Origin of the sequence: Thermocaproicibacter melissae (genome assembly GCF_024498295.1) — a bacterium.
GTDB lineage: Bacteria > Bacillota > Clostridia > Oscillospirales > Acutalibacteraceae > Thermocaproicibacter > Thermocaproicibacter melissae.
Window position 1 is genome coordinate 415869 of the sequence record NZ_CP101827.1, and the last position, 11758, is coordinate 427626.

At 48.1% G+C, this 11758-nt stretch carries 11 protein-coding genes and 1 tRNA gene; 3 read left to right on the top strand and 9 right to left on the bottom strand.

Annotation, left to right across the window (positions count from 1 at the left end; genetic code table 11):
• Positions 1-54 precede the first annotated feature (54 nt).
• On the top strand, positions 55-687 hold the full coding sequence (locus tag NOG13_RS02080) for a DUF47 domain-containing protein (protein ID WP_283110652.1): 633 nt from the start codon (positions 55-57) through the stop codon (positions 685-687).
• 75 nt (positions 688-762) lie between these two features.
• Here NOG13_RS02080 and NOG13_RS02085 read toward each other — a convergent pair whose 3' ends face one another.
• Together NOG13_RS02085 and NOG13_RS02090 are read right to left on the bottom strand one after the other, a co-directional pair.
• A complete protein-coding gene (locus tag NOG13_RS02085; protein WP_283110653.1) occupies positions 763-1359 on the bottom strand; it encodes a DUF4364 family protein in 597 nt (198 codons plus the stop codon).
• Positions 1360-1452: 93 nt separating this feature from the next.
• Positions 1453-1857, bottom strand: a complete 405-nt coding sequence (locus NOG13_RS02090; protein WP_283110654.1) for a helix-turn-helix transcriptional regulator — start codon at positions 1855-1857, stop codon at positions 1453-1455.
• A 197-nt stretch (positions 1858-2054) separates the two neighbouring features.
• Here NOG13_RS02090 and NOG13_RS02095 point away from each other — a divergent pair.
• Positions 2055-2130: transfer RNA gene (locus tag NOG13_RS02095), tRNA-Thr, on the top strand.
• Positions 2131-2297: 167 nt separating this feature from the next.
• On the opposite strand, the gene NOG13_RS02100 is transcribed toward NOG13_RS02095, so the two are convergent.
• From NOG13_RS02100 to NOG13_RS02115, 4 genes are all read right to left on the bottom strand, one after another.
• The gene (locus NOG13_RS02100; RefSeq protein ID WP_283110655.1) at positions 2298-4214 is read right to left on the bottom strand and encodes an APC family permease; all 1917 of its coding nucleotides are present in this window, start codon (positions 4212-4214) and stop codon (positions 2298-2300) included.
• Positions 4215-4553: 339 nt separating this feature from the next.
• Complete coding sequence (locus NOG13_RS02105) at positions 4554-6932, bottom strand: ribonucleoside triphosphate reductase (protein WP_283110656.1); 2379 nt, start codon at positions 6930-6932, stop codon at positions 4554-4556.
• Between the two features lie 26 nt (positions 6933-6958).
• Positions 6959-7648, bottom strand: a complete 690-nt coding sequence (locus tag NOG13_RS02110) for an anaerobic ribonucleoside-triphosphate reductase activating protein (RefSeq protein WP_283111133.1) — start codon at positions 7646-7648, stop codon at positions 6959-6961.
• Positions 7649-7872: 224 nt separating this feature from the next.
• Positions 7873-8730, bottom strand: a complete 858-nt coding sequence (locus NOG13_RS02115; RefSeq protein ID WP_283110657.1) for a YitT family protein — start codon at positions 8728-8730, stop codon at positions 7873-7875.
• Positions 8731-8937: 207 nt separating this feature from the next.
• On the opposite strand from NOG13_RS02115, the gene NOG13_RS02120 reads away from it, so the two are divergent.
• On the top strand, positions 8938-10125 hold the full coding sequence (locus NOG13_RS02120; protein ID WP_135661204.1) for an IS256 family transposase: 1188 nt from the start codon (positions 8938-8940) through the stop codon (positions 10123-10125).
• A gap of 182 nt (positions 10126-10307) precedes the next feature.
• On the opposite strand, the gene NOG13_RS02125 is transcribed toward NOG13_RS02120, so the two are convergent.
• The 3 genes from NOG13_RS02125 to NOG13_RS02135 are packed head-to-tail and all read right to left on the bottom strand — an operon-like array spanning position 10308 to position 11748.
• Positions 10308-10508, bottom strand: a complete 201-nt coding sequence (locus NOG13_RS02125) for a CooT family nickel-binding protein (protein ID WP_283110658.1) — start codon at positions 10506-10508, stop codon at positions 10308-10310.
• Between the two features lie 4 nt (positions 10509-10512).
• The gene (locus NOG13_RS02130) at positions 10513-10929 is read right to left on the bottom strand and encodes a DUF3842 family protein (protein WP_283110659.1); all 417 of its coding nucleotides are present in this window, start codon (positions 10927-10929) and stop codon (positions 10513-10515) included.
• 60 nt (positions 10930-10989) lie between these two features.
• Positions 10990-11748, bottom strand: a complete 759-nt coding sequence (locus tag NOG13_RS02135; protein WP_283110660.1) for an energy-coupling factor ABC transporter ATP-binding protein — start codon at positions 11746-11748, stop codon at positions 10990-10992.
• Positions 11749-11758 lie beyond the last annotated feature (10 nt).

The following is an 11758-nucleotide window of genomic DNA, read 5'->3' on the forward strand; positions in this document are numbered from 1 at the left end:
ATGAGAACGGGCCAGAAATATACATATGGACAAATGAAAGACAGGGGCAGAAAAATGAGCACTTTTTTTTCAAAGGGACCGGATTATTTTATTCTGTTTGAAAAAGGAATGGAAATTTCATCCCGCGCAGCACAAACGCTGAAGCGTGCATTTGCCGCAGATAGAATCAATGAGGAAGAAATCAAACAGCTGAAAGCGATCGAACACGAAGGAGACAAGCACGTTCATGAATGCTCTAAGCTGATTGAAGACGCTTTTATTACACCGATTGAACGCCCGGATATGATGAATCTGGTTGCGGCAATTGAAGCACTGACCGACAGCATTGACGATGTCGGCAATCAAGTATACATGATGCACATTGAAAAGAAAGACGAAACTGCAGAGAAATTTGTTGAACTGATTGCTTCCGCGTGCACGGAACTCTGCAACATGATGCATGCTTTTAAGCATTTCAAGAAAAACCAGGCAGACCTTCATGAAATTTCGATTCGCGTGAACCATATTGAAGAAGAAGGCGATGTGCTCTTCATCGGAGCTATGCGCAATATGTTTGATCCGGAGCAGCAGCATGACCCCGTCGAAGTTATGCGCAGGCAGAGCCTGTACCAAACTCTCGAGGATTCTCTAGACTGCTGCGAGGATGTGGCCGATATTATGGCGCACATCATCATCGCAAACACATAAAAAATCTATCAATCGTGCATGAACTACCGAGCCTCGCAAAGCTGCTGAGGTTCGGCAATTTTTTTATGGAAAAGATTATTCCTTTTTTGTGTTTTCCTTTAAAATTCCCGAGGCAACGTCATACTCACCCGTAACAAGCGCTAGGAGCATGCGGTAGACGGTTTCCGGTGAGTTCTGAAAGTTTTCCTTTACCGTGTTCGCCTGAGCAAGGTCGGGCACACAGAGCGAGAAATTCATCAGGTCCTCTTTTCCGCCTGAAATATGGCACGTTACCCGATATCCGCGTTCGACCGGTTCAATTTCAACCCGGTTTTCCTGTTCGCGTTTTGCTTTGGCGAGCAAGGCAATAGCAGCATTACGCGCTTTCTGGCGTACCGATGGGGGGAGTTCTGCGTCAAGCTGCTTTGAAATCATGAAAGCGGTGTCGGTTGCGGAACAAAATTCACCGTTGTCTCCGCTTATCGTGATGATTCCTTTTTCCGCCATTTCGGAGATCGCTCCGACAAGTTCAAAATAATTGGCTAGGCCGTTGTCAACCGCAATACTGATTAAATCATCCTTTGCGAGCGGCGCTTTGATGCTTGTAAGAAGATAACAAATCAGAATGCGAATATCGCTCTTCGTACGAAGACCGCCCGGTTCTACTCCGCCCGTCAAAGCGTCAAAATTCATAGCAGCAACCTCCATTCCTTTGGTGATATTTTAACATAGAAAGAGGTTTAGGAAAAGAACACAAAAAATTCCCGCTGTTTGAAGCGGGAATAATCAGCGAGAACGGGATGACCCACCGTGTTTCTTGATTATGGAGAAAGCCAACTCCATGATTTTCTTACGTTCCTCATCGGAACATGTCCGGAAAGCACCGATCAAGTCTTTTTCCTCGGTGGAGAGATCGTAAATATGACTTGAGTTTTTATTGCCGCGTACATAATCTTTGACTAAGCGGCGGTCACAAACCGATTTCGGTGCGGTTTCGTCCTCCAGCAGTTCATCTAATGAAATATTGTACATTCTCGCAAGAAGAAGGAGGGAACCAATATCCGGATGGGTCTTGCCAGTTTCGTAGTAGGCATATGTAGACCGATCGATGTTCAAAAGCTTAGCAATCTGATTTTGCGTATAGCCAAATTTTACACGCAGTTCTCGAAGACGTTCATTAATGTTAAGCAATTGAAATCGCCCTTTTCCTATATAAAGTAGGATGGTTGTGATAAAAAAATGTTAAAAAACCACTAAAATAAGTCTATTACAAACTGAGTGATATTTTATCAACACGTGAATCCTATTCACAGCTGTGAAATACTTTTTGAAAAAGGGCTTGACTACAGCTGACTTTTTCGATATAATATTTGAGTCACTGAGTTAATGCTACTGTGGCTCAGTTGGTAGAGCAGCGCATTCGTAATGCGCAGGTCGTCCGTTCGAGTCGGACCAGTAGCTCCAAAACCGGAAACTTTGTTTCCGGTTTTTATTTTTGCCATTAACGCAGTGCAGTATGCAGAAATCTTGAGCCACAAGAAAGTCAATATCAATGAGAAAATTATTCACAAAGAGATAGCGAAAACGGCCGGGGAAAAATCCCCGGCTGTTTTACTTGGAGTATAATGCAATTACGTTTTTTCAGACGATGGGTTTTCGGAATGGAGCCTTAGCTGTTCTTGATTCTGGTTATAATGGAACGGCATAATGGTTGCGGTGACGTTTTTATGTTTCGAAAGCATCCGCTCAAAGAAATAAGTGTTCTGGCTGTGCAGAAGGTTATCATACCAGTGGTCGGTAACAAATTTCACGATGATTACGGAGATAAACTGACCGTGTTTCAGCTGTGCCTCTTTGGCCCAGATATAATCATCAAACGGCTTCATAATGTCGCGGTAGGGCGTCAGAACAACTTCCAAAGGAATTGGAATGTTGAGCTCTTCCCACTGCTTTTTCAGTTCAGCGGCATGCTCCGGATGTCGGCAGATGTGAAGCACGATTGTGTTGTCCGAAATTGTCTTTGCATAGTTGAGTGACTTTAAAAGAGATTTATTGATGGACTGCATCAGCACGATGCACGGGCTGTCTCCAACCGATGTGTCGGAATGATAGGGGCCGAACTGTTTCAGTTCCAGCTGCTTGCCCACATAGGTGTAGTGCCGGTTTACATAGATCATAAATGCCATCAGAACCGGCATTGCTGCGATGACCATCCACGCACCGTCGAGGAACTTGTTGTAGACGATAACGAAGGTGTCAACCAAAGTCATTAGGGTGCCAAGCCCGTTAATCCAGATTTTATATTTCCAGCCCTTGGCCTTTGTGCGCAGCCAATAGCGCATCATACTGAACTGGCACAGGGTGAAGGAAATGAATACCCCAATGGTGTAAAGTGGAATCATTCTGTGGGTGTCAGCGCCAAAGCCGATGATGAGAAGGCTTGCAACGACGAAAATAAACAGAATTCCGTTGGAAAAGCTCAGCTTTGTTCCGCGGTGAGCAAATTGGCGGGGAACATAATTATCGTGAGCCAGAATATAAAGCAGAACCGGAAGTCCGTTGTAAGCCGTATTAGCGGCAAGAATCAGAATCAGCGCCGTGAAAATCTGAATGACATAATACATGAACGAGAACCAGGTACCGTTAAAAACAGCGCTGGCAACCTGGGAGATGACTGTTACATTTTTCATCGGCATGACCTGCAGGGCAGATTCCAGAAGAATGGAGCCGCCGAACAGGAAAATGCTTATCCCGCCGAGCATATAAAGGACGGTTTTCGCATTACGCTGAGAAGGCTCTTTGAAAGAAGGAACTGCGTTTGAAACAGCTTCAACGCCGGTCAGCGCAGAGCATCCGGAAGAAAACGCATGCAGAAGCAGAGCTATGGAAATGCCGGCGACAGAAGAGTTGAAATTCTGGCTGATCACGTTTGGGTCATTCGGTGCGTAAGTCAGCGGCTGAATGTTGTGGAGTGCGACCCTAGTAAGACCGACAATAATCAAGATTGCCATAGAAAATATGAAGATATAGGTCGGAATCCCGAAAAGCTTTGCAGATTCCCGGATTCCGCGGAGATTGCCGATGGTTATAAATAGAACAAAACACAGTGCAACCAGTACCTTGTAGTTGATAAGCTGCGGGAAAACGGATGTTATGGCCGCGGTCGCCGACGAAATGCTGACGGCTACCGTCATAATGTAGTCTGTAATCAATGCGGTTGCGACGACGAGCGCCGGATATTTGCCGAGGTTTTCCTTTGTTACACTGTATGCTCCGCCGCCCTTTGGGTAGGCGGCAATTACTTGTGAATAGGAGATAATCAACACAACAAGAAGAAGAAGAATCGGGAGAGTTACCAGTGGTGCGACATGGAAGGCGGAGAGCCCCATGACTGGGACCAAAACAAGGAGGATTTCCTCGCCGGCATAGGCAACAGACGATACAGCGTCGCTTGCCAGAACCGAGAGTCCCCAAACTTTAGAAAGCTTTTCGTTTGAGATGTCGCTGTTTTTTAGTGGTTTCCCTAAAATAATGTTTTTTAGATTCATATCAACACTCCGACGACTTTAGGATAAACTTAGATTAATATTATAGCATCAGAATTTACGCTTTTCAAATTATTCTTCAATTTACAAAACGGAAAAAAGCGGTGCAAAACAGATTCATTCAGTAGAATATGGTATTTATCTTCTTTTATCTCGATTTAGCGCACTGTTTCGCGTCAATTTGTAGGCGGAAAACGCGCAGGCATAAGCAGATTCGACGCCGAACAGCGGCTAGAAGTATAATTAGTCCCCTCGCGTTGCCTTGGAAAATTTCCGCTTTATACAAAAAAGCGAGCTTTCCCCGGCTTCAGGGAAAGCTCGTTATTATGTTCGAGGTGACTTTCAGCATTGCTCCTCAGCATATTTTTTGATGTTGGAAGCGTTCGCATAACGCAGGACGTTCCCGTTGTGAATGACGACAAGAGTCGGAGCCTGACGAATCCCATAGTTCTCAACTAGGTCAAGGTTTTCTTCTGCGTCGACAACGCGATAAGAAATGCCGGCCTTGTCAAGGAACGTCTTTGCGAGTTTGCAGTTCGGGCAGGTCTTTGTTGTGAAAAGGTAAATGGTACCGTCTTCGCCTTTGGCAGCCGTCTGGGATTCCGGTTTAGTCATTTCTTTTTTGATTGTTCCGTGACCCTCAATGCGAGATGTGTTCAAGTTATACAGCTTGCGCGCATGGTATTCTTCTGTCTTACCGTCGTTCCAGTTCTGAACCGGACGGTAATAACCGGTTATGCGGCTGTAAACCTCGGCTGGTTCACCGCACTTCGGGCAGGTGAAGTGTTCCCCTGTGAGGTAGCCGTGGTTCTTGCAGACAGAATAGGTTGGGGAGAGCGTGTAATACGGCAGCTTGTAGTTCTCTGCAATTTTGCGTACCAGAGTGGCCGCAGCCTTCCAATCCGGCAGCTTTTCACCGAGGAACGCGTGGAACACGGTACCGGATGTGTAAAGCGTTTGCAGGTCGTCCTGCAGGTCGAGCGCTTCGAAAATGTCGTCAGTGTAGCCGACCGGAAGATGCGAGGAATTGGTGTAATACGGCGTCTTTCCGTGTTCGGAAGCCGTAATGATGTCCGGGTAGCGTTCCACATCGTGCTTCGCAAGGCGATAGGCCGTTGATTCGGCAGGTGTGGCTTCCAGGTTGTAGAGGTCGCCGTATTGCTCCTGATAATCGGAGAGGCGTTCGCGCATATGAATCAGGACGTCTTTTGTAAATGCATGCGCTTTCGGATGGGTCAAATCCTCACGAATCCACTTGGCGTTCAGGCAGGCTTCATTCATCCCCACAAGGCCGATGGTGGAGAAATGGTTGTCAAACGAACCGAGATAACGTTTCGTGTAAGGATACAGGCCCTCCTTCAGAAGGCGAGTGATAATTTCACGCTTGATTTTCAGGGAACGCGCGGCGATGTCCATCATATGGTCGAGGCGCGCGTAGAAGTCTTCTTCGTTCTCCGCAAGATAAGCAATGCGGGGCATATTGATGGTGACAACGCCGATAGAGCCGGTGCTTTCACCGCTTCCGAAATATCCGCCGCATTTCTTGCGCAGCTCGCGAAGGTCAAGGCGCAGGCGGCAGCACATGCTGCGCACGTCGGTGGGCTTCATATCGCTGTTGATGTAGTTGGAGAAATAAGGAGTGCCGTATTTGGAAGCCATCTCAAAGAGCAGGCGGTTGTTTTCCGTGTCAGACCAATCAAAGTCCTTCGTGATGGAGTAAGTCGGGATCGGGTATTGGAATCCGCGGCCGTTGGCGTCTCCTTCCAGCATCGTCTCGATGAAGGCCTTGTTGATCATGTCCATTTCTTTTTTGCAGTCTTTATATTTGAAATCCATTTCTTTGCCGCCGACAATTGCCGGTAATTCAGCAAGGTCATCCGGAACCGTCCAGTCCAATGTAATGTTAGAGAACGGTGCCTGCGTACCCCAGCGGCTGGGCGTATTCACGCCGTAAATGAAAGACTGAATGCAGTTTTTGACTTCATAGTAGGAAAGGTTGTCCACTTTGACGAACGGCGCCAAGTAAGTGTCGAACGATGAGAAAGCCTGTGCACCCGCCCATTCATTCTGCATGATGCCGAGGAAGTTGACCATCTGGTTGCATAGGGAAACGAGATGCTTTGCCGGTGCAGAGGTGATTTTGCCGGGAACCCCGCCGAGCCCCTCCTGAATCAGCTGTTTCAGGCTCCAGCCGGCGCAGTAGCCGGTAAGCATCGAAAGGTCGTGAATATGAATATCCGCGTTGCGATGTGCGTTCGCAATCTCTTCGTCGTAGATTTCGGAAAGCCAGTAGTTTGCGGTAATGGCGCCCGAGTTGCTGAGAATCAGGCCGCCTACCGAATAGGTAACAGTGGAATTTTCCTTTACACGCCAGTCGGTGAATTTCACGTAGCTGTCAACAACCTGCTTGTAGTCCAGAATGGTGGACTTCATGTTGCGGATTTTCTCGCGCTGTTTGCGGTAGAGAATATAGCATTTCGCAACGTCAGCATAGCCGGCTTGAATCAGCACCGATTCCACACTGTCCTGAATCGCTTCAACGCCGATTTTGTTGTCCTTGATTTTGGGTGCGTAGTCAGCCGTAACGCGGAGTGCGAGCAAGTCCAAAATATCTTTGTTGCATTGCTTGTCCAATGCTTCAAATGCTTTGCCGATGGCCGCGCTGATTTTTGAAATATCAAAAGCAACGACGGCTCCGTCCCTTTTCACTACCTCATACATTTCCCCAAACCCCTTTAATTTAGATATTAAACGCCGCGCAGCGCGGCGGATTGTACAAAGGGAGAAACAAGTTCCAAGAATTCCTTCATCTCTTCATCGGAAACAGCGGAGAAACCGCAGCCGATTAGTTCACCGGAATCTACGAACTTCTGCAGATAATACCTTTTCGCGCCCTGAATGGAACGGGCGGCAGCGGCGAGAGATTCCGCATTGTGCAGCTCTCGGACGACTGTTGTGCGAAATTCGTAATCTACGGAGCCGGAAAGAAGAAAATCGATGCTCTCCCGAATGGGAGAATCGTCAAAGCCGGGTACGCCGACTGTCTCCGCATATCGTTCCGGCGAATTTTTAATGTCCATCGCAACATAATCGACCAGACCGGATTCGATAAGCTTCCGAAGCTTTTCCGGGAATGTGCCGTTTGTGTCGAGCTTGATCGAGTAGCCGAGCTCTCTGACACGCTTCAAAAAATCCTCTACGCCGTCCTGCAGAAGCGGTTCTCCTCCGGTAAGGCAGATGCCGTCGAGCACCTTGCGCCTTTTTTCCAGATATGAGAACAATTCGCTCTGAGGAATTTCATCGGGCATCGCCCCGACTACGAGCGAAGCGTTGTGGCAGAATGGGCAGCGCAGATTGCACCCACCGGTGAAAACGGTACATGCCATTTTTTCGGGGTAATCAAGTAGAGTGAGCTTTTGCAGTCCGCATATTTTCAGAAGGCAATCCCCCGTTTACGCAAAGATACGGTGCGGTTGTGCGATATCACGATTCCATACAACCTACACCATATTTTGGAATGATTATAGCATGGTAATACTAAATATGCAATAGACAATCTGTGTTCTTTCGACAAATTTTGTAACAATGTTCTAAAACGCGAGAAGATTTTTCACACCTGAACAAAAAAAGACGGCTGCACCGCAGCCGTCTTTGAAGCAATTCAGTGAATTGCTTTTTTTCTGTATTTTTTACCGGCGACTTCCACGCTGCCGATTGTAATCAGCGCGTCATTGTCAAAGCCAAGGACAATGGATTTCAGTTTCGCAATTTCAAGACGGGAGACGATAATGTAAATTACCATCGTTTCTGTTTTGGAATAGCCGCCTTGGCTTTCCAGAAGTGTCACGCCGCGGCCCAATCTTGCCGAAAGCGCATCGGTAATTTCGGCGTAGCGGTCGGAAACAATAAAAACGGCTTTCGATTCGTCCAAGCCTTCCACCACAATATCAATGACCTTGAACGCGATAAAGTATGCCACCAGCGAATACATGGCGCGGTCCCACCCATAGAGGAAACCGGCGATTCCGAGAATGAATATGTTGAAGAACATTACGATTTCGCCGATGGAAAAACTGGTTCGCTTGTCAAAAATAATGGCAACGATTTCGGTTCCGTCAAGGGAACCTCCGGCTCGAATAATCAGGCCTACTCCGGCACCGTTGATGATGCCGCCGAAGATTGCTGCCAGAAATGTGTCTTGCGTCAGACTCGGAATCGGGTGGAACAGAGAAACGCCTATGGAAAGGCATGAGACGGCAAACAAAGTTGAAATCACAAAAGTTTTTCCGAACTGCTTATACCCGATTAGCAGGAATGGAAGATTCAGGCAGAAGGTGAACAATCCCAAGGGCAGATGAGTGAGGTAGCTCGCCATAATCGAGATTCCGACGACACCCCCGTCAATCATATCGTTCGGAATCAGAAAAATTTCAAGTCCGATGGAGGAAAGCGTTGCACCTGCCATAATCATCAGAACTTTCAGGAAAACGGCGCGGACCCGATTGTCAATTTTTATCATAAATCCTCCTTCCTTTCAACAGCGTCGCTTTAAATTGTATGTGTTGCATATAATAATTATAAGGAAACTCCCCCCCAAATGCAACGTTTCAAACCTGACGCTTCGATAGAGTACAATAAAGTTCGCAATTTCGAGAAGGTATAGAAAAGCCATTGGGACTCCTTTAAAATGAATGGTGTCAAGACATTCAAAAAGGAGTTGGTCCCAATGACTCAAGGAAAGAATAACACAGATCTTACGGAATTGCTACTGAAATGTATGGCGGAGCCCGACCCGATGCTCAGTATGCTGGAATGGCTCTGCGCTCAACTGATGGAGGCGGAGGTTTCCGGCCTTGTGGGGGCGGAAAAGAATGCGCACAATCCGTCTCGAAGTGACTACCGCTGCGGATATCGTCCCCGGAGGCTGGATACTCGCGTAGGGACGATGTATCTCATGGTGCCAAAGCTGCGCAGCCATGGATATATCCCGTTCTTTGTCACTGAACGCAAACGCAGCGAGGCGGCGCTGGTACAGGTTATTCAGGAGGCATTCGTGCAGGGCGTGTCCACACGGAAGATGGAAAAGTTGGCTCACAGTCTGGGGATAGAGAACCTCTCCCGCAGTCAGGTCAGTGAGATGACAAAAGGGCTCAATGAACAGGTACAGGAATTTCGCAACCGTTCTCTGACGGATACTCGTTATCCTGTCATTTGGACGGATGCCCTGTACGAAAAAGTCCGTATGGATGGCCGTGTCGTCAGCATGGCGGTGATGGTTGTCTGCGGCGTCAACGAGCAAGGGCACAGGGACATTCTCGCCGTGGAGCCGATGCTGGACGAATCCAAAGAGAGCTATTCCCAGTTGTTTCAAAGTCTTTTGGATCGCGGCTTGAAAACACCGCTGCTGGTGGTTTCCGATGCGAACAAAGGGCTGATTGCCGCCATCCGAGAAAGTTTTCCCGGCGCATCCTGGCAACGCTGCAAAGTGCATTTCATGCGAAATATTCTGGCCCATATACCGCAGAAAGAAAAAGAATCCTTTGCGGTCCAACTGAAAGAAATCTGGCTGGCGCCTTCCGTCCAATTAGCGCGACAGCGCGCAAAACAGTTGTCGGAGCAATATGGGAAGCGGTTTCCCAAAGCAATCGAGCTTCTGGAAGACGGGCTGGAGGACTCACTGGCTTTCTATGCATTCCCCGAGCTTGATGCCCGTAAAATCTCATCGACCAATATGCTGGAACGGCTGAACAAGGAAATCCGGCGCAGAACCAACGTCGTCGGGATATTCCCAAACAAAGATTCCTATCTGCGGTTGGTTACAACATATCTCATGGAATACGCTGAAGACTGGTCCGTTTCCAGAGCATATTTGAATCCCAAATCGATTCAGACACTTCTGCTAAGCGCAGCTTAATTCATTTCGTGGAGTCCCCAAATTGCGAACTTCTCTTGACATAGCCGACGCTTCATAGCACAAAACATGGGAACGCAGCTGCGGAAAACGGCTTCTGCGTAGAAAGAAGAAAACAAAACAGCCCGGTAACAGACTCGTCCTATTGGGGACAAATTCTGCACCGGGCTGTTGCTTTTTATAAGTTAATCGTGCTTCGGCTCAAAATAAATTTTATGGTCAACAAGCTCCATCCGCTTGATGCGGGCGGCGACGGTTTTGCGTTCTCCGTAAATATTCTCGAGAAAAATCTTGCCGTCCTCTTCCGGGATGATTTTATCGACGGAGTCCATCAGCAAGCTCGTTTTGCCCTGTTCATCCAACCAGTAGACATTTGCTTCACACATATGTTCAGTCACCTTCTGTCAGTTCCTTCAACACCTGAATCACGTCTTCCACATAATGTGGAAGCGGCTTTCCTGTAACACCCATCACCGATATATTCTGCCGGCTCAGAGGAATTAAAAGCTTTCTTGCGGGGCTTTCCGCAATGGCGCGCGCCATTGCCGGGGTCAGCTCTCCGAGCATGGAGTTTGCACAGATGATTGCGATGCTTCCGATGATAACGTCTGCTTTCGGTGCGCAGACGAGGATTGCATTTTCTCCTGTGGCCCCTTCGTTTGCCCCCGCTTTCAGCATGGCGGAAGTGGCAAGCGCGTTTGTGCCAAGCGCAACGATCGGAATACTGTCGCCGAGGCGTTTTCGGATGGTTTCAATCACGGCCTTGCCAATGCCGCCGCCTTGGCCGTCTACGATCATAATCTGCATTCCGTCACCGCCTGATGTCGTTTTTCGTTGAACTGATTATAACACAGAGGGAACGTGCAATCAAACGGAATCATCAATCAAATTGACGGATTTTAGTAGAGAAATATTTTGCACCACGTCTTGTGTAGCACAGTCCACGGCAATCGTATGATTTTCAGAGAATAATACCGCACGGTCGGAAATTCGCGTTACAAGCCCTAAATCGTGCGTAGAGGAAATAATGGTTTTTCCGGCTGCGTGCAGAGCGTCCAAAAGGCGTATAAGCCACGATTGCGTTCTCGGGTCAAGTCCGTTTGTCGGTTCATCGAGAATCAACACTTCGGGATTCATAGCAAGAACGGCGGCAAGTGCGACCTTCTTCTTTTCGCCTCCGCTCAGGCGGAACGGCGGCTTCTCCGCGAGCGCCTCAATGCCGAGCATGCGCATGACGTCGTCTGTGCGGCTCCGAACTTCTTTTTCCGAAAGGTCCTGCTGCAGCAGCCCGAACGCAATTTCGTCCCGAACCGTGCCGCAAAACAGTTGAATGTCGGCAGACTGAAAGATGAACCCGACTCTGCGGTGATAGCTTGCAGCAAAGGAGTCATCTTCAAAGCGGCCTTTTGTGAGTCGTTCGCCGAATGCGGAAAACGAACCGCTCTGCGGGAAGAACAAACCGGCAAACATTTTTAGCAGAGTGGACTTTCCGCACCCATTCGCGCCGAGAATGCAGACGCGCTCTCCGCTTTTGATTTCAAGGTTTATATCCGAGAGTGCCGGTTCCCCCGGAATATAGGAATATTCGGCGTGTTCCAGCCGGAAAACAGATTGGTTCAGCACCATGAATACAATG